This window comes from Pseudomonas sp. FSL R10-1339 (assembly GCF_009600545.1).
Taxonomy (GTDB): domain Bacteria; phylum Pseudomonadota; class Gammaproteobacteria; order Pseudomonadales; family Pseudomonadaceae; genus Aquipseudomonas; species Aquipseudomonas bubulae.
Genome location: NZ_WIVQ01000001.1, coordinates 186,710 through 209,187 on the forward strand (window position 1 = coordinate 186,710; position 22,478 = coordinate 209,187).

Below are 22,478 nucleotides of genomic sequence, written 5' to 3' on the forward strand. Positions count from 1 at the left end.
TGCGCCTCTGGTATTTACGGGCCTGCCATGAACTCACTTCGCTCCCTCGTTTTACTCGCCCTCACCTTGCTGACAAGCGGTTGCAGTTACGCATCGGATGCCGCGATGACCTGCTTCATCAACAACGGTCAAGATTTCAGTAAAGTATTGGGCTGCTACAAACAGGCTCAAGCTGATCAGGCGCTGACGCACAAGTTCATCGGCTCAACATTGTTTCCCGGGGTGGAAAGACGTCGCTTCGAGCTTCAGTCCCAGCGCTGGACAGGGCATGACTTCGCTCGCCCGACCGACTGGGTTCACACTGTCGATATCTATATTCCGCACGCTGCATTGAATAGCCAGGCACTGTTGATCGCCAATAACGGGATCAATATCCCTGCAACCGACAAACCCCTGCAACCTTCAACAGACTTTGCCGAAGAAATGGCACTCGGCATTGCCCGGCAAACGCAAACCATTGTGGTCTCTGTCAGCAATATCCCGAATCAGTACCTGACCTATGCCGATGATGACCTGGCGCGTCGCGAAGATGACAGCGTGGCCCATAGCTGGTCTCTGTTTCTAAAAAGCCCTGAGACCAGGCCATTTCTTTCGCTGCACATTCCCATGATGCTCACACTGGTCAAAGCCATGGACCTTGCCCAACAGGAGCTCAAGCCATGGCAAATAGATCGTTTTATTGCCAGCGGCGCGTCCAAACGGGGGTGGGCGGTATGGATGACGGCGCTGACAGACTCGCGGGTGAGCGCAATAGCCCCCTTTGTTATCGATATTCTCAACACCAAAGCGGTTCTGAAACACACCTATGGTGCTTATGGTAAAAGCTGGCCGATTGCTTTCAATGCCTATCACCACGAAGGCATTACGCAACAGTTAGAAACGGCTGATTTCGACAAACTGATGCAGATAGAAGACCCTCTGCTCTATGTCAAATCATCAACCGACAGGATGACAATCCCCAAGTACATCGTGAATGCCAGCAGCGATGACTTTTTTCTCCCGGACAACGCACGGTTTTATTTTGACGCGTTGCCTGGAACAAAAATGCTCCGTGTCGCACCCAACGCAAACCATTACGGGATCAAGGCATTTATCGAGAGTTCGTTGATTGCTTTTACCAACCGACTGCAACAGAAACGTCCATTACCGACCCTAACAACCATCGAAAAAACCGAATCGGCAAGTTCAAAAATGCACCTTGGGTTTTCTGAACGCCCCACCAAACTGGTTCAATGGCGCGCGTTCAATCTCAATGATCGTGATTTCCGACTGGCCTGCGGTATCAGGTACGAAGCCACCCCGATTGTCATGACCGAAAACAACACGCTTACCGTTGAGTTGAACTCACCCGAAGAGGGCTGGAGCGCCAACTACATAGAGGCCACGATGGCCGACGGCCTGGTCATCAGTACGCCTGTACTGGTTTTGCCGCACACCTATCCGACCTGGACACCCAAACAAATCGGGCCTGCATGCAGAAACCTGAACGATCCAGCCTGAGATTAAATCCAGCCGCCCCACTGCAACACAAAAATCCCGATATTGGTGGTGATAGCCGCCATCAAGGTGGTGATCACGATAATCGCTGCTGCCAGCTCGTGATTACCATTGGCTGCCCGCGCCATGACATAACTGGCAGCCGCCGTAGGGCTGGCGAAGTACAGGAACAAAATCCCCAGTTCCGGCCCGCGAAAACCGCAGATCCAGGCGCCGAGGGTTGCCAGCAGCGGCATGCTGACCATTTTCACCAGGCTGGCGCTCAGCGCCATGTCGCCACTTTTGCGCAGGCTCGCCAATGACAGCGTGCCACCGATGCAAATCAGCGCCAGCGGCAAGGTCATCGCCGCCAGATACTCACCCGATGCCTGCAACCAGCCAGGCAAGCTGATCTTGAACAGCGCAAAGGGCACTGCAGCCAGAACACTGATGATCAGCGGGTTCTTGACCACACTTTTGCAGATACTCCACGGATCGGACTTGATGACCGGGCTGTAAACCGCCAATACGATGGTCGACAGGGTGTTGTAGAGCAGGATCACCAGGCCGGCGAGCACTGCCCCCAGTGAAATCCCGTAGTCGCCGTACATGCTGGCCGCCAGAGCCAGGCCGATAACCCCGTTATTACCGCGAAAAGCGCCCTGGGTGTAGATGCCGCGATCTTCCCGCGGGCAGCGCCAGATTGACCAGCCCCACGCCAGGGCAAAGCTGAGCAGGGTCGCCGCGACAAAATACGCCAGCACCTTGGGCTGCAAGGCAGCCCTGAGGTCTGCGTGCAAAATACCCAAAAACAACAACGCCGGCATGGTGACGTTAAACACCAATGCCGACGCCGTATGGATAAAGTTGTCATTGATCCAGCCCACGCGCTTGAGCACCACGCCTAAAAACAGCATGGCAAACACGGGAGCCGTAATGGAGAGCGTCTGAAGGAATATAGCCAGCATGTCGGCGCTCTCGTGAAGACAGGACAGGTTGAAGCCTTCCAGGGGTCAGCTTCAACGACCTTTATTACATACCTTTGACGGCATAAATGCCGGCAGCATTACGCCAGTAGCCTTTGTAGTCCATACCATAGCCAAACACGTAACGGTCAATGCAAGGCAAGCCCGTGTAGTCGGCCTTCAGGTCAGGACGCGCCTTGCGGTCATGTTCCTTGTCGATCAATACCGCGGTATGCACCTGACGGGCACCGGCGTGTTTGCAGAAATCAACGATCGCGCTCAGGGTGTGACCTTCATCGAGGATGTCATCGATGATCAGTACATGACGGTCTATAAACGAGACTTCAGGCTTGGCTTTCCAGAACAGGTCACCACCCGTGGTTTCATTGCGATAGCGTGTCGCATGCAAATACGACGCTTCAAGCGGAAATTGCAGATGGGTAAGCAGCTTGCCGGAAAAAATCAGGCCGCCGTTCATCACACAAAATACCACTGGATTGGTCTCGGCCATTTCAGCCGTGATTTGCGCGCCAACGCGGGCAATGGCTGCCTCGACTTCAGCTTCGGTGTACAGGCAGTCAGCCTCTCGCATGATTTGACGGATATGCTCGAGATCAGCAGACATGACGCTCTCCAGGGGGTGTTGTGCAAGAAAAGCGGGCAAAGGTACGCATCCGCTTGGCTCAGATCAAGCATTTATGGACTAACGTGCAGTAATGTCTGTAGGACATCACCCCGGATTAGATTAATCTAGGCCGGTTTTTTTGCCTGCCCCCGGAGTTTTTCCCTATGCCTATCCGTGAGATACGCCATCCGCTAATCCGTCACAAACTCGGCCTGATGCGTCGTGCTGACATTAGCACGAAGAATTTCCGCGAGCTCGCTCAGGAAGTCGGCGCGTTGCTGACCTATGAAGCCACCAGTGACCTGACCCTCGAAACCTACGATATCGACGGCTGGTGTGGCACTGTTCAAGTTGAAAAAATCGCCGGTAAGAAAATTACCGTCGTCCCGATCCTGCGTGCAGGTATCGGCATGCTTGAAGGCGTCCTTAGCCTGATCCCGGGCGCCAAGGTCAGTGCTGTCGGCATTGCCCGCAATGAAGAAACCCTCCAGGCCCACACTTACCTGGAAAAACTGGTACCGGAAATCAACGAGCGTCTGGCGATGATTATCGACCCGATGCTGGCCACCGGTTCCTCGATGGTTGCCACCATTGATCTGCTGAAAAAAGCAGGCTGCAAGGAAATCCGCGCCATGGTGCTGGTTGCTGCGCCTGAAGGGATTGCAGCTGTTGAAGCCGCTCACCCGGACGTGACCATCTACACCGCCTCCATTGATGAGCGTTTGAACGAACACGGCTACATCATTCCGGGCTTGGGTGATGCCGGCGACAAGATCTTCGGCACCAAGCAAAAGGACATTTAACATGCAGGACGAGTTCAACGACCCGCTCTGGCGCCAGATCATATCTGGCGCGCAGATGCTCTTCGTGGCCTTTGGCGCGTTGGTGTTGATGCCTTTGATTACAGGCCTGGACCCTAACGTTGCGCTGTTCACGGCGGGTCTCGGGACTCTGCTGTTCCAGATCGTGACCCGGCGCCAGGTGCCGGTCTTTCTGGCTTCGAGTTTCGCTTTCATTACTCCGATCATTCTCGCCAAGGGTCAGTTCGGCCTGGCCGCGACCATGGGCGGCGTGATGGCAGCCGGTTTCGTGTACACCTTTCTCGGTTTCGCGGTAAAGCTCAAGGGCACCGGTTTTATTGACCGCCTGCTGCCACCCGTGGTGATTGGCCCGGTGATTATCTCGATCGGCCTCGCGATGGCACCCATTGCTGCACACATGGCCATGGGTCGCGCTGAAGATGGCACCGAGCTGATTCACTATCAGACGGCCATGCTGATCTCGATGCCAGCACTGCTGACCACCTTGATCGTGGCCGTATTCGGCAAAGGGATTTTCCGTCTGGTGCCGATCATTGCCGGCGTGCTGGTAGGTTTTAGCATGGCGTTCTACTTCGGTGTTGTCGACACCGCCAAGATCGCTGCCGCCCCCTGGTTTGCGCTACCGCACTTCACCGCGCCCGAGTTCAACTGGCAGGCGATTCTGTTTATCGTCCCCGTGGCACTTGCCCCGGCCATTGAACATATTGGCGGTGTCATTGCCGTAGGCAGCGTAACCGGTCGCGACTACCTGAAAAAACCGGGCCTGCACCGCACACTGTTCGGTGACGGCATTGCCACCACTGCAGCCGGTCTGCTGGGTGGCCCACCCAACACCACGTACGCCGAAGTGACAGGCGCGGTGATGCTGACCAAGAACTACAACCCGAAAATCATGACCTGGGCGGCGATCTTCGCCATCAGCCTGGCATTTATCGGCAAGTTCGGCGCACTGCTGCAAAGCATTCCTGTGCCGGTGATGGGCGGGATTCTGTGCCTGCTGTTCGGTTCGATTGCGGCGGTGGGCATGAACACCCTGATCCGTCATCAAGTCGACCTGAGCGAAGCACGCAACCTGGTAATCGTCTCGGTGACCCTGGTATTCGGGATTGGCGGCGTACTGATCGGTACGGGGATGGGGCCTGAGGACTTCGGTCTCAAAGGCATCGCGCTGTGCGCCATTGTGGCGATTGCGCTGAACCTGATCCTGCCGGGCAATGACAGCTGGAAGCACAAGAAAAAAGGTGACGGGCCCGTCATCTGACCTGTAATCCTTGTGGGAGCGGGCTTGCTCGCGATGGCATCACCTCTATCCAACAGATAGACCGCGTTGACTGCATCGCGAGCAAGCCCGCTCCCACAGGGGTTTTCTACAGGGCCAGCGGCGCCCTCTCACACAACGTGTTCAACGCCTGCGCCCACTGCGGGTGGTCATTGAGACACGGCACCAGCACCAACTCCTCGCCCCCCGCCTCGATAAACTGCTCGCGTCCGCGATCGCCAATCTCTTCCAGGGTTTCAATGCAATCGGCCACAAACGCCGGGCACATCACCAGAATTTTCTTCACCCCTTGCTTGGCCAACGCATCCAGACGCGCCTCAGTGTAGGGTTCAATCCACTTGGCCCGGCCCAGACGGGACTGGAACGCCACCGACCACTTCCCTTCAGGCAAGCCCATGCGCTCGGCAAAGGCCTGTGCGGTGCGCAGACACTGCGCCCGATAACAGGTGGCAAGTACCGCAGGCGATGCATTCTTGCAGCAGTCATCATTTTTGAAGCAGTGGTTGCCGGTCGGATCCAGCTTGTGTAAATGCCGCTCGGGCAAGCCGTGAAAGCTCAGCAGCAAGTGATCGTAATCCTGCTCCAGATGCGGTTGGGCACTTGCCACGAGAGCATCGAGGTATTCGGGCTGATCATAGAACGGTTGCAGGATGGAGAACTGGACAGGCAGCTTTTTGGCCTTTACCACCCGCTTGGCCTCTTCAATCACCGTGGTCACGGTGCTGTCGGCGAACTGCGGGTAAAGCGGCGCCAGAGTGACCTTTTTGATGCCCTGCGCAGCGATACGGGTCAACACGGTTTCAATCGATGGCTCGCCGTAACGCATTGCCAGCTCGACCGGGCCCTGGCTCCACTCTTTGGTCATGGCCTGTTGCAAACGGCGGCTCAGTTCCACCAGCGGCGAACCTTCCTTCCACCAGATCGAGGCATAGGCATGGGCCGATTGCTCGGGCCGCTTGATCAGAATCAGCGACACCAGCAAGCGTCGCACCGGCCACGGCAGATCGATGACGTACGGGTCCATTAAAAACTGATTCAAGTAGCTGCGTACATCCGCTACCGAAGTAGACGCCGGCGAACCCAGGTTAACCAGCAACAGCGCGTGATCGGTCATGCAACTTCCTATTTCAGGGGCGGGCGGCGACATCTTCGAGCGCCGCACGCAAATCGGTGAACTGAAAAGTAAAACCCGCTGCCAGCAGTTTTGCCGGTTGAGCCCGCTGACCACCCAGCAACAAACCGGCCATCTCGCCGAGCAGCACACGTAACACAAAGGCAGGCATGGGCATAAAGGCCGGGCGGTGCAACACGCGACCCAGCACCTGAGCAAATTCGCCATTGCGCACCGGATGCGGCGCGCAGGCATTATAAGGACCGCTTGCGGCATTCTCATGCACAAGAAAATCAATCAGGGCGATTTGGTCATTGATATGAATCCACGGCATCCATTGCCGACCATTGCCTATCGGCCCGCCCAGCGCCAGCTTGAACGGCAACAACAGGCGCGACAAAAAGCCGCCTTCGGCCGCCAGCACCAGCCCCGTGCGCACCAGTACCACGCGCACCCCCAAAACCTGTGCCCGCTGAGCGGTCTCTTCCCAGGCAATACACAAGTGGCTGGCGAAATCCTCACTCACCGTCGGCGACTCTTCTGTCAGCTCGCGCTCACCACCGTCGCCATACCAGCCCACGGCCGAACCCGATACCAGCACTGAAGGCTTTTGCGCACGACTTTGCAACCAACCCACAAGGGTCTCGGTCAAGGTGATGCGGCTGCTCCACAACAAAGCCTTGCGCTTGCGGGTCCAGGGCCGATCGGCAATCGGCGCGCCGGCCAGGTTGATCACCGCATCAATCGGCTCCTCACCAAGCTCTTCAAGCAGGGCAATCCCTTTGACCTGGGCACCGCATAATTGAGCCACCTGTTCGGGGCGACGGCTCCACACACTGAGGCGATGGCCTTGCGCCAGCCAGTGACGACAGAGCTGACGCCCTATCAAGCCTGTACCGCCGGTCAGCAAAATGTGCATGAGTTGATCCTCACAAGGAGTTTTATCGGGAGCACTGGTCTATTTTTATCTAAAGACCTTTTATCGGTCGTTGAGCTGATTTAAGAATAGGCCACATGGATCTGGAACAAACACTAAAACCTATACTAAAAAACATAATTGTACAGGTATTGCCGACGGCGTAGTCTGTGCAAACAGAGATCGGGGGCCACAATGACTGTACCCATTGCAATTATCGGTGCCGGCATAGCCGGGCTGTCAGCCGCAAATGCCCTGCACAAGGCGGGGCATGCAATTCAATTGTTCGATAAAAGCCGGGGCAGCGGTGGACGCATGTCGAGCAAGCGCAGTGATGTCGGGGTACTGGACCTGGGGGCTCAGTATTTCACCGCACGCGACCGCCGTTTTGTCGATGAAGTCCAGCAATGGCAAGCCGAAGGCTGGGCTGCCGAATGGGAACCGCACCTGTACCACTATAAAAATGGCCTGTTAAGCCCCTCACCCGACGAGCAAACCCGCTGGGTGGGCACGCCGCGCATGAGCGCCATTACCCGAGGCCTGCTGGGCCATTTGCCCGTGAGTTTCTCCTGCCAGATCACCGACCTTATACGCGGCGAAAAACGCTGGCACTTGCTGGATGCCGAAGGTGAGGAACACGGCCCGTTCAGCCACGTCATCATCGCCACTCCGGCACCACAAGCCACGTCCCTGCTGGCCAGCGCACCCAAGCTCGCAAGCGCTGCTGCCGGTGTGAAAATGGAACCGGCCTGGGCCGTGGCACTGGCGTTCGAATCCCCCCTCGACACGCCCATGGAAGGCTGCTTCGTGCAAGGCAGCCCGCTGGACTGGCTGGCCCGTAACCGCAGCAAACCCGGGCGCGACAGCCAGCCTGACACCTGGGTCCTGCACGCCACCAGTGCCTGGAGCAAACAGAACCTCGACCTGCCCAAAGAGTCGGTGATCGAACATCTGCACGGCGCATTTGCCGAGTTGATGCACTTCCCTACTCCCGCACCGATTTTCAGCCTGGCCCACCGCTGGCTCTACGCCCGCCCTGCTGCGGCGCATGAATGGGGCGCGCTGGCCGACTCCGATCTGGGCCTGTATGCCTGTGGTGACTGGTGCTTGTCAGGTCGCGTGGAAGGCGCCTGGCTCAGCGGCCAGGAAGCAGCGCGAAGGCTGATCGAGCATCTGGATTGAAGCCACAACACGTGCCGCAGCAGCTGCCGCAGGAACGAGCAGCTGCTACGCGGGATTAACAACGCTCCAAATACCTGTACAAGAAATTTGACTTGTACAACATCTGGCATATGATGAACTCAAGTTGTACATCACCAAAAAGATGTACAAGTAATTCTTGGAGGTTCGTCACATGCCCAGCCCCGCATCTGCCCGGCACAAACCCAAAATAGCCATCAGCGCCTGCCTGTTGGGGGCTGAAGTGCGGTTCAACGGCGGGCATAAAGAGTCACGCCTGTGCAGCCAGGCCCTGACCCAACACTTCGAATTTGTCCCGCTTTGCCCCGAGGTCGCCATCGGTCTGGGCATTCCGCGCCAGCCGGTGCGATTGGTGGGCAACCCCTTACAACCCCAGGCTGTCGGCACGGTCGACAGCACGCTGGACGTGACCCGGCCCCTGCACGACTACGGCGTGGAAATGGCCGCGGCGCACACCGATATCTGCGGCTACATCTTCATGCAGAAGTCCCCGTCCTGTGGCCTGGAGCGGGTCAAGGTGTATCAGGACGGCGGACGCCCTGCCGAACTGAGCGGGCGCGGCATCTACGCCCGGGCATTCTGTGACGCTCAACCCGATTTACCCGTGGAAGAAGACGGCCGTTTGAACGACCCGGTGCTGCGGGAAAACTTCATGACCCGGGTGTACGCCTACAGCGCCTGGCAGGCACTGCTCAAACAGGGCGTTACCCGCCGCTCACTGACCGAGTTTCATGCCCGCTACAAATATCTGCTGATGGCCCATCATCCGGTGCAGTACAAAACCCTCGGCAACCTGCTCGGCAGCCTTGGCAAGCAAGACCCTATGGGCATCGCACCGCAGTACTTCAGCGAACTGATGAAAGCCCTGAAAAAATGTGCCACCCGCCGCACCCACACCAATGTGCTGCAACATATCAGTGGCTACCTCAAGCAAGCCATCAGCGCCGAAGACAAGCAGGAAGTCCAGCAACTGATTGGCCAGTACCTGCACGGCATCGTGCCACTGGTGGTCCCGCTGACCCTGCTCAAGCATCACTTTCGCCTGCACCCCCACCCGTACATCTCGCGCCAGGTTTACCTGCAGCCGCATCCGGAAGACCTCAGCCTGCGTAATGCCATCTGACCATGAATGATGACCTGATCATGTCCAACACCCCTGGTACGGACTACAGCCAGGCACTGGCCGAAGGCTGGTTGCCCATCCGCGAAGTATCGCGCATCACCGGAGTGAATGCCGTGACCCTGCGTGCCTGGGAACGCCGCTACGGCTTGATCGTGCCGCACCGCACGGCCAAGGGCCATCGCCTGTTCTCGACCGAGCATATCCAGCGCATCCAGCAGATTTTGTTGTGGCTCAACCGTGGCGTGTCGGTCAGCCAGATCAAGCCGCTACTCAACGCGCCGCCTACTCTCGCCCCGGCACCTGACAGCGACTGGCAGGCGTGGCGGCAAACCATGATTGAAGCCATCAGTGAGCTGGCCGAACGCCGCCTCGACGACTGCTTTAACCAGGCAATGTCGCTCTACCCTGCCCGCCCGCTCTGCGAACAACTGCTGCTGCCTCTTTTGAGCGAGCTGGAACAACGCTGGCAAGGGCAGTTCGGTGCGCAATTGGAGCGGGTGTTTTTCCACTCCTGGCTGCGCAGCAAGCTGGGGGCACGGATTTATCACAACAACCGTTCGCTCAAGGGCGCGCCGGTACTGCTGATCAATCATTCCGACCTGCCCTTCGAGCCGCAACTGTGGCTGACCGCCTTGCTGGTCAGCAGCAGCCACTGCCCGGTAGAAGTCTTCGACGCACCTGTGCCCGGCGGCGAACTGGGCCTGGCTGTCGAGCATTTGAAGCCCCGCGCCGTGGTGCTGTACTCCAGCAAAACCCTCAATACCCATCAACTGCCCCGACTGCTGCAGGGTATCGACTGCCCGATCCTGATCGCCGGACCGACGGTATGCATCCACTTCGACCAGTTGTCCGTAAGTACAACCGAGATCGCAGGATTGTATCTGGCCCACAACCCGGTAGAGGCCCATCAACGCCTCAGCCAACTCGGCCTTTATCGCTAGGAAATGATATGCAACTGATCTGGCTGCGCACCGACTTGCGCCACGACGACAACACCGCCCTGAGCGCCGCTGCCAAACGCGGCCCCACCCTGGCCGTATACCTGATCAGCCCCGAGCAATGGCTGGCCCATGACGATGCGCCAAGCAAGGTAGACTTCTGGCTGCGCAATCTGCGCACGCTGAGCAACAGCCTGCAACAGCTCAATATTCCTTTGCTTATTCGTACTGCGCCCAGCTGGGACCAGGCGCCTGCGGTGCTCCTTGAGCTGTGCCAGCAGCACGGAGTTGAGGCGGTACACACCAACCAGGAATATGGCATCCATGAAACCCGCCGCGACCAGGCAGTTGCCCGGGCCCTTGAAGCCCAGGGCATCGAGTTTCACGGTTACCTCGACCAACTGTTGTTCCAGCCGGGCAGCATCCTCACGCAGTCGGGCTCGTGCTTTCAGGTCTTCAGCCAGTTTCGCCGCATCTGCTACAACCGCCTGCACATGGCCTTGCCCAAGCTGGTTGCCAGGCCTGAAAAACAATCACCGCAGAATATCCAGAGCGACGTCATACCCAAGTCTGTCAGCGGTTTCGCCGTACCCAGCGATTCGCTGCGCGCATTGTGGCCAGCAGGCGAGGATCAGGCTCGCCAACGCCTGGCACAGTTTGCCGATGAGCAGATCCACTACTATCAGGACGAACGCGACCTGCCCGCCAAACCAGGTACCAGCCAGCTGTCGGCCTACCTCGCGGCAGGCGTGATCTCACCCCGCCAATGCCTGCACGCCGCATTGCAAAGCAACAACGGCGAGTTTGAAAGCGGCAGCCCGGGGGTCTTTACCTGGATCACCGAGCTGCTGTGGCGCGAGTTCTACAAACATATCCTGGTGGGCTACCCAAGGGTCTCACGTCACCGCGCCTTTCGTCCGGAAACCGAATACCTGCCCTGGCGCCACGCGCCGGATGAACTGGCCGCCTGGAAACAGGGCCGCACTGGCTTCCCGATTATCGACGCGGCCATCAGGCAACTGCTGGAAACCGGCTGGATGCACAACCGCCTGCGCATGGTAGTGGCTATGTTCCTGACCAAAAATCTGCTGATCGACTGGCGCGAGGGCGAGCGCTTTTTTATGCAGCATCTGATCGACGGTGATCTGGCCGCCAACAATGGCGGCTGGCAGTGGAGTTCATCCACGGGAACCGACTCGGTGCCGTATTTCCGTATTTTCAACCCGATCACCCAGTCCGAACGCTTCGACCCCGAGGGTAAATTTATCAAGCACTGGCTGCCCGAACTGGCCGAGCTGAACAAAAAACAGGTGCACAACCCCGCGTCGGTGGGCGGGCTGTTTGGCGTGGCCAATTACCCGGCGCCCATCGTCAACTTGAGCCAAAGCCGCGACCGCGCCTTGAGCGCCTTCAAAAATCTGCCCTCCCGGCAAATGCTGGAGGCCAGCCATGGCTGATCGGCGGCGGATCTGGCTCACGGGCGCGAGCAGCGGCATTGGTGCGCAAATGGCCGAAGAGTTGCTCAGTAGCGGCACCCGGCTGGCATTGACAGCCCGCACGCTGGCGCCTTTGAAAGCCTTGTCCGACCGTTACCCCGGACAGGTCTTGCTGGTGCCCGGCGACCTGACCGACAGCCTGCAGGTACGCGAAATTGGCAAGCGCATCCTCCAGGCCTGGGGCGCGCTGGACACCGTAATCCTCAATGCAGGCACCTGTGAGTATGTTGATGCCCGCCACTTCGACGCCGCACTGGTCGAGCGCGTGGTGCGCACCAACCTGCTGGCCAACAGCTATTGCCTGGAAAGCGCACTGCCACTGCTGCGCGCAGGCTCGCGACCGCATCTGGTGGGAGTGGTCAGCTCGGTCACCTTATGGCCATTGCCACGGGCCGGGGCCTACGGTGCGTCAAAAGCCGGCCTGCGCTACTTGCTCGAATCGTTGCGCATCGATCTGGCCCAGGAACAGATCGATGTCACCCTGGTCAGCCCCGGCTTTGTCGATACCCCGCTCACTGAACACAATGACTTCCCGATGCCCATGCGCTGGCCTGCACACAAGGCGGCACGGCATATTTGCCAGCGCCTGGAAAAACGCCCGCTGGAGATCGCCTTCCCGACGCTGTTCATTGCCTCCTTGCGGCTGCTGGCAAACCTGCCAAAGCGCCTGCAAGTGGCGTTAGGCAAGCGTCTGGCACGTACATCCGACGGTAATCCATCATGAAAATAGCGATCATTGGCAGCGGGATTTCAGGGCTGACCTGCGGCTACCTGCTGCATAAAGAACATGATGTCAGCGTGTTCGAGGCCAGCGACTGGATCGGCGGGCACACTCATACCGTCAATGTGAGCGTCAAAGGCCAAACCTATGCCGTGGACACCGGCTTTATTGTGTTCAACGATTGGACTTACCCTAATTTCATCAAATTGATGGAGCAATTGGGTGTTGGCTCCAAAGCCACTGAAATGAGTTTTTCAGTCCACGACACCGACAGCAACCTCGAATACAACGGCAATACCCTCAACAGCCTGTTCGCCCAGCGCAGCAACCTGTTGTCGCCCAGGTTCTGGGGCATGTTGCGCGATATTTTGCGTTTCAATCGCGAGGCCATTCGCGACCTGGACGAACAACGTATTGCCAGCAACACCCGGTTGGGCGACTACTTGCGACTGCGGGGTTATGGCTCGCGCTTTATCGAACACTATATCGTGCCGATGGGGGCTGCGATCTGGTCGATGTCACTGGTCGAGATGCAGGCCTTTCCATTGCAGTTCTTTGTGCGCTTTTTCAAGAATCACGGCCTGCTCAGCGTCAGCAATCGCCCGCAATGGCGTGTGATTGAAGGCGGTTCCAGTAGCTACCTAAAACCCTTGAGCGCAGGATTTGCCGACAGGATTCGCCGCAACTGCCCGGTTATCCAGGTTGAACGCAATGCCGAAAGCGTTCTGGTGCACAGCGTTGGTGGTACTGAATCTTTCGACAAGGTGATCTTTGCCTGTCACAGCGACCAGGCCCTGAAGCTGCTGGCCAAGCCCTCAGTTGCCGAACAACAGATTCTGGGAGCCATGCCATACGCCGACAACGAGGTCGTGCTGCACACCGATACCCGATTACTACCCGACCGAAAGCTGGCTTGGGCTAGCTGGAATTATCGCCTGGGCGGTGCAGGGCAAAAACGTGCAGCCGTAACCTACGATATGAACATCCTGCAAGGGATTCAGAGCGAGACCACTTTTTGCGTCAGTCTCAACCAAACCGCAGCAATTGATCCGCTCAAAGTGCTGGCCAGCTACACCTATGCCCACCCGCAATACAGTCTGGACGCCGTCGCCGCGCAAGCGCGCTGGCAAGAACTGCTGGGCGCACAGCACAGCTACTTTTGTGGCGCTTATTGGGCCAACGGCTTCCATGAAGACGGCGTGGTCAGCGCCTTGCGCGTGGCCCAGGCCTTTGGTCAGCAATTATGAACAGCGCCCTGTACAGCGGCTGGATCGGCCATCGGCGCTTTGCTCCAAAGCCCCATGCCTTTCGCTATCAGATCGGCCTGTTGTATCTGGATCTGGATGAGCAAGACGCTGTACTGGGGCTTTCACCACTGGCAGGCAAAAGTCGCTTTGCGCCCTTCTCGTTTCGTGAAACCGATTACCTGAAAACCTTCACCGCAACCGGCATGCGCCTGATTGATGCGGTACGCCAGCAAGTTTCCAGCGCTTTGGGGTATACGCCGCAAGGCCCGATATGCGTGCTCACACAAGCCCGCAGTTGGGGGCTGTCCTTCAACCCGGTGAGCTTCTTCTATTGTTACGAAGCTGACGGAAAACTGGCCGCCCTCCTGTGTGAAGTCACCAATACGCCTTGGCGCGAACGTTATCACTATGTGCTTCCCGCCAATGGAGACGGTCTTTCCCACGTTGCCGTGGCCAAAGCCTTCCACGTATCACCTTTTCTGCCACGGGATCTGGAATACCACATGAGCTTCAGCCCGCCCCAGGCCCGGCTCGGGGTGCATATGGCCGACTGGCAAGGTGATCTGAAACTGTTTGATGCCACCCGCAACCTGCAACGCACTCCCCTGGACCGCCCGGGCCTGCACCGCTATCTGCGGCAGTTCCCGTGGATGACCGCCAAAACCTGCTTGGCCATTTACTGGCAAGCCTTGCGCCTGTTTCTTAAACGCACACCGATTTTTTCCCACCAGGCCGCCGACGGCGCCTTTCGCATTGCCGCCCTGCAACCCAAGGATCAACGCCATGAAGAGCCCTAGCCTGGTGAGCAAAACCTCACTGTCGACTACCCACAACCTGACCAGCGCACTACTGCGACGCGGGGTGCTGCGCCAGCTCAGTCAATTGAAAAGCGGGCATCTGGTGGTCACCGAAAACGGTGAACGCCTGATCTTCGGTGACAGCGGCGCGGGCCTGGTCGGCGAGGTGCAGATTCACGATACAAGTGTCTGGGGCATGATCGCCAGCAACGGCTCGATTGGCGCCGGCGAAGCCTTTATTCATGGCTACTGGAGTTCACCTGACCTGACCAAAGTGATCCGCGTACTGGTCAGCAACATGGACGTGCTTGATGCCATGGAAGGTGGCCTGGCCCGCCTGGGTCGCCCGCTGATACGCGGCTTGCACTGGATCAATCGCAACACCCGCAAGGGCTCGCAAAAAAACATTGCTGCGCATTACGACCTGGGTAATGACATGTTCGAGCAATTCCTCGACCCGACCATGATGTATTCCGCCGCGCAGTTCTTAACGGCTGACGACACCCTGGAGCAAGCCCAGCTTAACAAGCTGCAGCGCATCTGCCAGAAGCTCGACCTCAAGCCCGCAGACCATTTGCTGGAAATCGGTACCGGCTGGGGCAGCATGGCGCTGTATGCAGCGCAACATTACGGCTGCAAGGTGACGACGACTACATTGTCCAAAGAGCAATTCGACTACACCCAAACCCGCATCGAGGCGCTGGGCTTACAAGAGCAAGTAACGTTACTGCTGGAGGATTACCGCGACCTGACCGGGCAATACGATAAGCTGGTGTCGATCGAGATGATCGAAGCAGTCGGCCATCACTTCTTGCCCAGTTACTTCAAGCAATGCGCCCGCTTGCTCAAGCCCCACGGTCTGATGCTGCTGCAAGCCATCACCATTCGCGAGCAGCGTTACGAGCAGGCAAAAAGTAGCGTGGACTTTATCCAGCGCTACATCTTTCCCGGTGGTGCACTGCCCAGCGTGCAAAAAATGCTCGAAATTGTCGGCAAGGACACCGATATGAATCTGATGCATATGGAAGATTTTGGCCTGCATTACGCCAAAACCCTGCGCCTGTGGCATGAGAACTTTCGCCGCGCCCACGGTCGCCTTACGGAGCTGGGTTACGACGAATATTTTCTGCGCCTGTGGGAGTTTTACCTGTGCTACTGCGAGGGCGGCTTTCTCGAGCGCAGCATCGGCACCGCACAATTGTTGCTGGCCAAGCCGGCGGCCATGCCCGAACCATTGCTTGGCCGGTTCAATGCTTAAAAACCTGGCCAATGCCGGGCTGTTCCAGCTCGGCTGGTTTGCCTGTGTACTGGGAGGCAACAGCCTGTGGTTGCTGCTGGCCGCGGGCGCCCTGCTGGTGCATCTGCTGTTTATCAGCCGCTCATTGGCAGAAGTGCGCCTGGTAGTGGTCGTGTGCGTGCTCGGCAGTACGGTGGACAGCCTGTTGCTCAATGCCGATGTTTTCGCCTTCAAGCAGCCCGGCATAGTGATTCCGTTCTGGCTGATGTTGCTTTGGGCCCTGCTGGCCATCACCTTGAACCACTGCCTGGCGTGGACTGCCAAGCCCTGGTGGCGTGCTGTTTTGCTGGGAGCCATCGGTGGACCGCTGTCGTATTACGCCGGGCAACGTCTGGGCGCGGTGCAATTCCCGCTGGGCCTGTGGCCGACGCTGGCCGGGTTGAGCCTGTTGTGGGCTGGGTTGTTTGCGGTCCTTGTAGCGATTGCCGACAGGCTACGTCCGGTTGCGCAGCAAGCGTAAATCCTGAGAGCGAGTTTCATCTGGCAAACCGCAATGGCTGACTTTACGACGGCTGCGGCAGCTGCAAGGTCTGAAGGAAATTTTAACTGTGGGAGCGAGCCTGCTCGCGAAAGTCGTTCGCGAGCAGGCTCGCTCCCACAGGGAGGGTTGACCGGCAACAGAGTATCTACGGGGGGTTATACATCTGCGTTCATCAGCACATTCACACCTGATGCCAGCACTGCCTTACACTGCACGCCTATGACCAACATCCCCCTGACCGAAATTACCGAACCCGCCGTTACCTGTTCAACGTGCGCGGCATGCTGCTGCCAGCTGGAAGTGATGCTGATCACCGATACCGGTGTGCCCGAGCGTTTTATTGCAGAGGATGACTGGGGCGGCGAAGTGATGCTGCGCCTGGATGATGGTTGGTGTGCGGCTTTGGACCGCAACACCATGATGTGCACCATCTATGAGCTTCGACCACTGATTTGCCGCGAGTTCGAAATGGGCGAAGTCGAATGCCTCAATGAACGCCAGGGCATTGCCACGGCGTATCGCTAAATACATGCCCCTACAGCGGCATGGTGTAGTGCAGCGCATAGCTTTCTACGCCGTCATTGGTGCTGGAGATCCCGGCATTGGAATAGTGGGTCGCACGTATCCCGACCTCATGACCACCGGCAAAGCGCAGGCCAAACCCCAAACGGTCTTCAAACTGGAAAGCTGTTCCCAGACGGTTGCCCTCCACTTCAGTGTGCGAGAACAACGCCACCCCGATCCCGGCTTCGAGATAGGGCTTTACGCTTCCACCGGCAAATTCGTACACCAGCACGGGCGAGAACGACAGGCTATTACTCGCGGATGACTTGTCACCTTCCCAGTAGGTGTAAGCCCCATCCCAATAGCCGGTCAGACGCCCCACATCACTTTGTAGCCAGCTTTTGTCCCAATCAGATTTCAAGCCCAGACGGTAGGTCATGGTCGATTCGCTGGTGTGCCCCACCGCAAATTCAAGCCCGGCAGCCTGTGCAGTAAAACTTTGCCCCAGTGCAGCGGCTGCAAGCGCAGCCAAACAAAACAGTCGCTTCATAAGAAAATCCTATTTTCATATGCCCATGTCAGTGGTTATGCGCTTCATCAGGCAGGTGTCATGAAGCATAAGTTCTGTTTTTTTACAGACCGAAGCTTCGCACAACGCCAGATTTATTCCACAACACAGGCAGGATATTTCCTAAGTGTTCAGGAGAAGCGCTGGTCCAGAACTGCGTTTCAGCAGGCGGGCCAGCTGCCAGCAAGCCGCGCTCAGCCAACAATCGCTTGAGCTGGCGCGCCACGGCGGCACCGGTGTCGATCAGGGTAATCGAACCAGGAAGCATCTGGCTTAGCAGAGGCTTGAGGAAGGGGTAATGCGTACAGCCAAGAATAATGGTGTCACAGCCCGCGGCCAGCAACGGTTCGACATAACCGCGCAACAAAGTTCGCAAGGTATCGCTGTGCAGGTCGCCGGTTTCGATCAGTTCCACCAGGCCCGGGCATGGCTGAGTGATAACCCGCACATCGCTGGCAAAACGATCGAGCAAGGCGGCAAATTTGGCGCTCTGCAATGTACCGGTCGTGGCGAGTACGCCTACCACACCACTGCGGGTGGCCGCTGCCGCCGGTTTGACCGCTGGCTCCATACCGACCATGGGCCAGGTCGGGTAACGCTGACGCAAATCCGCCACCGCAGCCACCGTTGCAGTATTACAGGCCAGCACCAGCGCCTTGGCGCCTTGCTGCTGGAAAAATTCAGCCATTACCGCGCAGCGCTGACGAATGAATTCGGGGCTTTTTTCGCCATAGGGGATATGCCCGCAGTCCGCCACATAAAGCAGCGATTCGTTGGGCAATAGCGCGTGGATCTCCTTGAGTACCGACAAGCCACCGACGCCGGAGTCGAAAACGCCAATCGGCGCCTCACTCATGGCCAGTACCGCATACGCTGCAGGCCGGGTCGCGCTTGACCCGCAATTCGCGAAAACGCGTGCTCGAGGCATCGACCAGCAACAGCCGGCCCACCAGTGGCTCACCAAACCCGGCCAATACCTTGAGCGCTTCAAGGGCCTGCAAGCTGCCGATCACCCCCACCAGGGGACCAATGACGCCGGCTTCGCTGCAGGTCAGCTCCTCTTCGCTGCCATGCCCGTACAGGCAGTGATAGCAAGGGCTGGCACTCTGGCGCGAGTCAAACACCGACAGCTGCCCCTCAAGGCGAATCGCCGCGCCACTGACCAACGGCTTGCGCGCCGCAACACAGGCTTTGTTCACCGCTTCACGGGTGGCAAAGTTGTCGCAGCAGTCGAGCACCAGATCCACCGCGGCAACGGCGTCGGCCAGCGAATCGGCATCCAGCGCCGAGCGGTGGGCAACCAGCTTGAGATGCGGATTGATCAGGCGCAGTCGGCGCAACGCCGAGTCCACCTTGCTCTCGCCAACATTGGCAGTGTCATGAATGATCTGACGCTGCAGATTGGTCAGGTCAACGCTGTCAAAGTCAGCCAGATGCAGCTCGCCGACACCGGCGGCGGCCAGGTACAGCGCGACGGGCGAGCCCAGCCCACCCAGCCCGACAATCAGCACACGGCTGTTTTTCAGCTTCAGCTGGCCATCGATATCAACCTGTTGCAACAGGATCTGTCGGCTATAGCGCAACAGCTCCTCGTCGGTCAGCACGGCAGGCGGCCCAATGTAATGCGTTCGTGGCCGCCCAGGTCCGTGCGGCTTTCAACCTCGGCAAAACCTGCGTCCTGCAACAGTTGGCGCACAGCTGCAGCCTGATCGTAACCGTGCTCCAGCATCAACCAGCCACCTGCATTCAAGTGCTGCGCAGAAGCGGTAATGATCTGGCGGATATCGTCCAGGCCATCGGCACCGGCAACCAGAGCGCTTTCAGGTTCGAAACGCACATCGCCTTGCGCCAGGTGAACATCACCGGCAGCAATATAGGGCGGGTTGCTGATAATCAGGTCAAAACGCTGGTCGTCCAGCGCGCTGAACCAATGGCTGGTAAACACATTGACGTTGTCGAGCTGCAAACGCTGGCGATTGCGCTCGGCCAGAGCCACGGCCTCAAGCACGCGGTCAACTGCCGTAACGTGCCAGGCGGCACGTTCACTGGCCAAAGCCAGGGCGATTGCGCCGCTGCCAGTGCCCAGGTCCAGCACTTTGGCCGGGGTTGCGGGCAGCAGGGCCAGCGCGGTTTCCACCAGCAACTCGGTGTCCGGGCGCGGAATCAGCGTATGCGGCGCCACTTCCAGATCAAGGTTCCAGAAACCCTGCTGCCCCAGAATATAGGCCACCGGCTCACCGGCACGGCGGCGCAGCAAGTACTCGGCGAAGGTCAAGGCGGCTTCGCTGCTGACGATTTTTTCGGGCCATGTGTGCAGATAGCTGCGCGACTTGCCCAGGGCAGCGGCCAGCAGCAGCTCCGCATCAAGACGGGCCGTAGGAGAATCAGGCAGTTCAGCAGCACGCAACAAGCTGGCAATAATAGTCATTTATTCACCCAGGGCTGTCAGTTGATCAGCCTGAAACTCCGCCAATAAAGGCTCGATAACGGCATCAACGCCGCCAGCCAGTACGTCATCCAGGGAATACAGGGTCAGGTTGACACGATGGTCAGTCACTCGCCCCTGCGCGAAATTGTAAGTGCGGATGCGCTCGGAACGATCCCCCGAGCCCACCAGCGACTTGCGCTCGCTGGCAATGGCATTGGCCGCGGCGCTGGTTTGCTGGTCATTCAATTTGGCCGAGAGCCAGGACATCGCCCGCGCCCGGTTTTTATGCTGGGAACGCTCTTCCTGACACTCCACCACAATGCCCGAGGGCAAGTGAGTAATGCGGATGGCCGAGTCGGTCTTGTTGACGTGCTGGCCACCGGCTCCGGAGGAACGGTAGGTATCCACACGCAAATCGGCCGGGTTGATCTCGATGGCTTCCTGCTCATCGGGCTCTGGCAGCACCGCCACGGTACAGGCCGAGGTATGGATACGACCCTGGGATTCGGTTGCAGGTACACGCTGCACGCGGTGTACACCGGACTCGAACTTCAGCTTGGCGTAAACATTCTCACCTTCGACACGGGCAATGACTTCTTTATAGCCACCATGCTCGCCGATGCTTTCGGACAGGATTTCAACCCGCCAGCCACGGCGCTCGGCGTAGCGCGAGTACATGCGAAACAGATCACCGGCAAAAATCGCCGCTTCATCGCCACCGGTGCCGGCGCGAATTTCCAGAAACACGTTGCGCCCGTCATTCGGATCCTTGGGCAGCAGCATGCGTTGCAGGTCTTTTTCCAGTTCGATCAATCGCTCTTTGGCTTCACGAACTTCCTCGACTGCCATTTCGCGCATGTCCGGGTCGTTGTCCTTGAGCAACGCCTGGGCGCCCTCAAGGTCGGCCTGCACTTTGAGCCACTGCGCGTAAGCGGCAACAATGGGTTCAACTTCCGAGTATTCCTTGGAATAGGCGCGGAATTTGGTTTGATCGGAAATGACTTCGCCATCGCCAAGCAATGCGGTCAGTTCTTCAAAACGGTCCTGGAGGATGTCCAGTTTATTAAGCAGTGACGCTTTCATTACTATTTTTTATCCGCAGAGCTATGCGATGAGCCCTCACCGAGGGCAAAAAGTTCTTGGGCCATGGCCAGCGCATCGAGGCGGCCTTCGGCGGAAAGTTTTTTCAGTTGTACGCTGGGGGCATGAAGCAATTTGTTGGTCAGCCCGCGCGCCAGTTGTACCAGCACATCTTCCGGATTGCTGCCGTTGGCGAGCATGCGCTGGGCCTTTTGCAGCTCTTCGTCACGCAGGCGTTCGCTTTGCTGGCGGTAGGCCTTGAGCACATCCACAGCCGCCAGTTCACGCAGGCGCACCATAAAATCGTCAGCGCCGATGCTCACCAGCTCTTCTGCCGCCTGGGCCGCGCCCTGACGGCTCTTGAGGTTTTCGGCAACCACTTCGTGCAAGTCGTCGACGGTATAGAGGTACACGTCGTCCAGCTCACCGACTTCAGGCTCGATATCCCGGGGAACGGCAATATCGACCATAAAGATCGGTTTGTGCTTGCGCAGCTTCAGGGCGCTTTCGACCGCGCCCTTGCCCAAAATCGGCAATTGGCTGGCCGTGGAGCTGATCACGATGTCGCTGTGGACCAGCTCCTGGGGAATATCCGACAGCAGTACCGCGTGGGCGCCAAACTGCTCAGCCAGGGTACTGGCGCGTTCCAGGGTACGGTTGGCCACCACGATACGCTTTACTCCCAGGTCATGCAGGTGGCGGGCGACCAGGGTAATCGTCTCGCCCGCACCGATCAGCAAGGCCTGGCTGCGCTGCAGATCGCTGAAGATCTGCTTGGCCAGGCTCACCGCGGCAAAGGCCACCGAAACCGGGTTTTCACCGATGGCGGTGTCGGTGCGCACCTGTTTGGCCGAGTTGAACGTGGCCTGGAACAAGCGCCCCAACAACGGCCCGACCGTGCCCGCCTCACGCGCCACGGCATAGGCAGACTTCATCTGGCCGAGAATCTGCGGTTCGCCCAACACCAGCGAATCCAGGCCTGAAGCCACGCGCATCATGTGACGAACGGCTGCGTCGTCTTCATGGATATAGGCGCAGGCACGCAGTTCATCGAGGCTCAGGTCATGATAGTCCGCCAGCCATTGCAGCACACGGTCTGCCGAAAGGTGGTCCTGCTCTATATAGAGCTCGCTGCGATTGCAGGTGGAGAGGATCGCAGCTTCGCGACTGTCGGTTAGGCGGCAGAGCTGCTGCAAGGCCTCAACCAACTGCTCCGGAGTAAAAGCCACGCGCTCGCGGACGTCTACTGAAGCAGTCTTGTGGTTAATACCGAGTGCGAGGAAGGCCATTCAAGATCGCTGATGATGACAAGAAGCCGACAATTGTCCTACTTCGCCAGATTCAGAACAACCATTGCTGACTATTGTCTCTATAGTTAACGTCTGTTGAACACATCATCAGCCCC

The 22,478-nt window shown here is 58.2% G+C and carries 23 protein-coding genes; 13 read left to right on the plus strand and 10 right to left on the minus strand.

Annotated features, from left to right (window positions below; all coding sequences use genetic code 11):
• Positions 1-27 precede the first annotated feature (27 nt).
• Positions 28-1,500 (plus strand): PhoPQ-activated pathogenicity-related family protein, encoded by a 1,473-nt coding sequence (locus GHO03_RS00945; RefSeq protein ID WP_153326367.1) that lies wholly within the window; start codon positions 28-30, stop codon positions 1,498-1,500.
• A 2-nt stretch (positions 1,501-1,502) separates the two neighbouring features.
• Here the strand turns inward: GHO03_RS00945 and GHO03_RS00950 are convergent, their stop codons facing one another.
• Together GHO03_RS00950 and GHO03_RS00955 are read right to left on the minus strand one after the other, a co-directional pair.
• On the minus strand, positions 1,503-2,444 hold the full coding sequence (locus GHO03_RS00950; RefSeq protein WP_095023081.1) for an AEC family transporter: 942 nt from the start codon (positions 2,442-2,444) through the stop codon (positions 1,503-1,505).
• A gap of 64 nt (positions 2,445-2,508) precedes the next feature.
• Positions 2,509-3,066 carry a hypoxanthine-guanine phosphoribosyltransferase gene (locus GHO03_RS00955; protein WP_095018249.1) on the minus strand — a complete coding sequence of 186 codons (558 nt, stop codon included), beginning with the start codon at positions 3,064-3,066 and terminating at the stop codon, positions 2,509-2,511.
• Between the two features lie 164 nt (positions 3,067-3,230).
• On the opposite strand from GHO03_RS00955, the gene upp reads away from it, so the two are divergent.
• Both upp and GHO03_RS00965 read left to right on the plus strand, forming a co-directional pair.
• Positions 3,231-3,869: a uracil phosphoribosyltransferase gene (gene upp, locus GHO03_RS00960; RefSeq protein ID WP_095001117.1), complete on the plus strand. Its 639-nt coding sequence runs from the start codon at positions 3,231-3,233 to the stop codon at positions 3,867-3,869.
• 1 nt (position 3,870) lies between these two features.
• On the plus strand, positions 3,871-5,148 hold the full coding sequence (locus GHO03_RS00965; RefSeq protein ID WP_153398865.1) for a uracil-xanthine permease family protein: 1,278 nt from the start codon (positions 3,871-3,873) through the stop codon (positions 5,146-5,148).
• Positions 5,149-5,254: 106 nt separating this feature from the next.
• Here GHO03_RS00965 and hemH read toward each other — a convergent pair whose 3' ends face one another.
• Both hemH and GHO03_RS00975 read right to left on the minus strand, forming a co-directional pair.
• The gene (gene hemH, locus GHO03_RS00970) at positions 5,255-6,280 is read right to left on the minus strand and encodes a ferrochelatase (RefSeq protein ID WP_095001115.1); all 1,026 of its coding nucleotides are present in this window, start codon (positions 6,278-6,280) and stop codon (positions 5,255-5,257) included.
• A 13-nt stretch (positions 6,281-6,293) separates the two neighbouring features.
• Positions 6,294-7,196: a TIGR01777 family oxidoreductase gene (locus GHO03_RS00975; RefSeq protein WP_095001114.1), complete on the minus strand. Its 903-nt coding sequence runs from the start codon at positions 7,194-7,196 to the stop codon at positions 6,294-6,296.
• A 192-nt stretch (positions 7,197-7,388) separates the two neighbouring features.
• Here GHO03_RS00975 and GHO03_RS00980 point away from each other — a divergent pair, with 192 nt between their 5' ends.
• From GHO03_RS00980 to GHO03_RS01025, 10 genes are all read left to right on the plus strand, one after another.
• Entirely contained in the window at positions 7,389-8,375 is a 987-nt protein-coding gene (locus GHO03_RS00980; RefSeq protein ID WP_095001113.1) for an NAD(P)/FAD-dependent oxidoreductase, read from the plus strand.
• A gap of 172 nt (positions 8,376-8,547) precedes the next feature.
• Complete coding sequence (locus GHO03_RS00985) at positions 8,548-9,516, plus strand: DUF523 and DUF1722 domain-containing protein (RefSeq protein ID WP_095001112.1); 969 nt, start codon at positions 8,548-8,550, stop codon at positions 9,514-9,516.
• A 2-nt stretch (positions 9,517-9,518) separates the two neighbouring features.
• The gene (locus GHO03_RS00990; RefSeq protein ID WP_095001111.1) at positions 9,519-10,457 is read left to right on the plus strand and encodes a MerR family transcriptional regulator; all 939 of its coding nucleotides are present in this window, start codon (positions 9,519-9,521) and stop codon (positions 10,455-10,457) included.
• 8 nt (positions 10,458-10,465) lie between these two features.
• On the plus strand, positions 10,466-11,911 hold the full coding sequence (gene phrB, locus GHO03_RS00995) for a deoxyribodipyrimidine photo-lyase (RefSeq protein WP_153398867.1): 1,446 nt from the start codon (positions 10,466-10,468) through the stop codon (positions 11,909-11,911).
• The gene (locus tag GHO03_RS01000) at positions 11,904-12,674 is read left to right on the plus strand and encodes an SDR family oxidoreductase (protein ID WP_153398870.1); all 771 of its coding nucleotides are present in this window, start codon (positions 11,904-11,906) and stop codon (positions 12,672-12,674) included. The genes phrB and GHO03_RS01000 overlap by 8 nt, the downstream gene beginning before the upstream one ends.
• Positions 12,671-13,918 (plus strand): NAD(P)/FAD-dependent oxidoreductase, encoded by a 1,248-nt coding sequence (locus tag GHO03_RS01005; protein ID WP_095001108.1) that lies wholly within the window; start codon positions 12,671-12,673, stop codon positions 13,916-13,918. The genes GHO03_RS01000 and GHO03_RS01005 overlap by 4 nt, the downstream gene beginning before the upstream one ends.
• Positions 13,915-14,715 carry a DUF1365 domain-containing protein gene (locus GHO03_RS01010; RefSeq protein WP_153398873.1) on the plus strand — a complete coding sequence of 267 codons (801 nt, stop codon included), beginning with the start codon at positions 13,915-13,917 and terminating at the stop codon, positions 14,713-14,715. The genes GHO03_RS01005 and GHO03_RS01010 overlap by 4 nt, the downstream gene beginning before the upstream one ends.
• Positions 14,702-15,973 (plus strand): cyclopropane-fatty-acyl-phospholipid synthase family protein, encoded by a 1,272-nt coding sequence (locus tag GHO03_RS01015; protein ID WP_095020518.1) that lies wholly within the window; start codon positions 14,702-14,704, stop codon positions 15,971-15,973. Before GHO03_RS01010 ends, GHO03_RS01015 begins: the two co-directional genes overlap by 14 nt.
• Positions 15,966-16,472 carry a DUF2878 domain-containing protein gene (locus GHO03_RS01020; RefSeq protein ID WP_095001105.1) on the plus strand — a complete coding sequence of 169 codons (507 nt, stop codon included), beginning with the start codon at positions 15,966-15,968 and terminating at the stop codon, positions 16,470-16,472. The genes GHO03_RS01015 and GHO03_RS01020 overlap by 8 nt, the downstream gene beginning before the upstream one ends.
• Positions 16,473-16,712: 240 nt before the next feature.
• Positions 16,713-17,018 carry a YkgJ family cysteine cluster protein gene (locus GHO03_RS01025; protein ID WP_095001104.1) on the plus strand — a complete coding sequence of 102 codons (306 nt, stop codon included), beginning with the start codon at positions 16,713-16,715 and terminating at the stop codon, positions 17,016-17,018.
• 10 nt (positions 17,019-17,028) lie between these two features.
• On the opposite strand, the gene GHO03_RS01030 is transcribed toward GHO03_RS01025, so the two are convergent.
• The 6 genes from GHO03_RS01030 to hemA all read right to left on the minus strand — a co-directional run bounded on the left by GHO03_RS01030 (position 17,029) and on the right by hemA (position 22,362).
• The gene (locus tag GHO03_RS01030) at positions 17,029-17,547 is read right to left on the minus strand and encodes an acyloxyacyl hydrolase (protein WP_095001103.1); all 519 of its coding nucleotides are present in this window, start codon (positions 17,545-17,547) and stop codon (positions 17,029-17,031) included.
• 82 nt (positions 17,548-17,629) lie between these two features.
• Positions 17,630-18,421, minus strand: a complete 792-nt coding sequence (gene murI / locus GHO03_RS01035; RefSeq protein ID WP_095018255.1) for a glutamate racemase — start codon at positions 18,419-18,421, stop codon at positions 17,630-17,632.
• The gene (locus tag GHO03_RS01040; RefSeq protein WP_095023086.1) at positions 18,414-19,169 is read right to left on the minus strand and encodes a molybdopterin-synthase adenylyltransferase MoeB; all 756 of its coding nucleotides are present in this window, start codon (positions 19,167-19,169) and stop codon (positions 18,414-18,416) included. Before GHO03_RS01040 ends, murI begins: the two co-directional genes overlap by 8 nt.
• Entirely contained in the window at positions 19,163-19,993 is an 831-nt protein-coding gene (gene prmC / locus GHO03_RS01045) for a peptide chain release factor N(5)-glutamine methyltransferase (protein ID WP_095003172.1), read from the minus strand. The genes GHO03_RS01040 and prmC overlap by 7 nt, the downstream gene beginning before the upstream one ends.
• Entirely contained in the window at positions 19,994-21,076 is a 1,083-nt protein-coding gene (prfA, locus tag GHO03_RS01050) for a peptide chain release factor 1 (RefSeq protein WP_095003173.1), read from the minus strand.
• 2 nt (positions 21,077-21,078) lie between these two features.
• Positions 21,079-22,362, minus strand: coding sequence for a glutamyl-tRNA reductase (gene hemA, locus GHO03_RS01055; protein ID WP_095003174.1), 1,284 nt, complete (start codon positions 22,360-22,362; stop codon positions 21,079-21,081).
• Positions 22,363-22,478: the final 116 nt, after the last annotated feature.

Excerpts from the sequence above, each read along its gene's own strand:
- GHO03_RS00980 (WP_095001113.1), top strand. The coding sequence starts at position 7,389 with ATGACTGTACCCATTGCAATTATCGGTGCCGGCATAGCCGGGCTGTCA.
- murI (WP_095018255.1), bottom strand. The coding sequence starts at position 18,421 with ATGAGTGAGGCGCCGATTGGCGTTTTCGACTCCGGCGTCGGTGGCTTG.
- GHO03_RS00990 (WP_095001111.1), top strand. The coding sequence starts at position 9,519 with ATGAATGATGACCTGATCATGTCCAACACCCCTGGTACGGACTACAGC.
- prmC (WP_095003172.1), bottom strand. The coding sequence starts at position 19,993 with ATGACTATTATTGCCAGCTTGTTGCGTGCTGCTGAACTGCCTGATTCT.
- GHO03_RS01005 (WP_095001108.1), top strand. The coding sequence starts at position 12,671 with ATGAAAATAGCGATCATTGGCAGCGGGATTTCAGGGCTGACCTGCGGC.
- GHO03_RS00965 (WP_153398865.1), top strand. The coding sequence starts at position 3,871 with ATGCAGGACGAGTTCAACGACCCGCTCTGGCGCCAGATCATATCTGGC.
- GHO03_RS01020 (WP_095001105.1), top strand. The coding sequence starts at position 15,966 with ATGCTTAAAAACCTGGCCAATGCCGGGCTGTTCCAGCTCGGCTGGTTT.
- hemA (WP_095003174.1), bottom strand. The coding sequence starts at position 22,362 with ATGGCCTTCCTCGCACTCGGTATTAACCACAAGACTGCTTCAGTAGAC.
- GHO03_RS01025 (WP_095001104.1), top strand. The coding sequence starts at position 16,713 with ATGACCAACATCCCCCTGACCGAAATTACCGAACCCGCCGTTACCTGT.
- GHO03_RS00950 (WP_095023081.1), bottom strand. The coding sequence starts at position 2,444 with ATGCTGGCTATATTCCTTCAGACGCTCTCCATTACGGCTCCCGTGTTT.
- GHO03_RS01010 (WP_153398873.1), top strand. The coding sequence starts at position 13,915 with ATGAACAGCGCCCTGTACAGCGGCTGGATCGGCCATCGGCGCTTTGCT.
- GHO03_RS00985 (WP_095001112.1), top strand. The coding sequence starts at position 8,548 with ATGCCCAGCCCCGCATCTGCCCGGCACAAACCCAAAATAGCCATCAGC.
- upp (WP_095001117.1), top strand. The coding sequence starts at position 3,231 with ATGCCTATCCGTGAGATACGCCATCCGCTAATCCGTCACAAACTCGGC.
- GHO03_RS00955 (WP_095018249.1), bottom strand. The coding sequence starts at position 3,066 with ATGTCTGCTGATCTCGAGCATATCCGTCAAATCATGCGAGAGGCTGAC.
- GHO03_RS01030 (WP_095001103.1), bottom strand. The coding sequence starts at position 17,547 with ATGAAGCGACTGTTTTGTTTGGCTGCGCTTGCAGCCGCTGCACTGGGG.
- GHO03_RS01000 (WP_153398870.1), top strand. The coding sequence starts at position 11,904 with ATGGCTGATCGGCGGCGGATCTGGCTCACGGGCGCGAGCAGCGGCATT.
- phrB (WP_153398867.1), top strand. The coding sequence starts at position 10,466 with ATGCAACTGATCTGGCTGCGCACCGACTTGCGCCACGACGACAACACC.
- hemH (WP_095001115.1), bottom strand. The coding sequence starts at position 6,280 with ATGACCGATCACGCGCTGTTGCTGGTTAACCTGGGTTCGCCGGCGTCT.
- prfA (WP_095003173.1), bottom strand. The coding sequence starts at position 21,076 with ATGAAAGCGTCACTGCTTAATAAACTGGACATCCTCCAGGACCGTTTT.
- GHO03_RS00945 (WP_153326367.1), top strand. The coding sequence starts at position 28 with ATGAACTCACTTCGCTCCCTCGTTTTACTCGCCCTCACCTTGCTGACA.
- GHO03_RS00975 (WP_095001114.1), bottom strand. The coding sequence starts at position 7,196 with ATGCACATTTTGCTGACCGGCGGTACAGGCTTGATAGGGCGTCAGCTC.
- GHO03_RS01015 (WP_095020518.1), top strand. The coding sequence starts at position 14,702 with ATGAAGAGCCCTAGCCTGGTGAGCAAAACCTCACTGTCGACTACCCAC.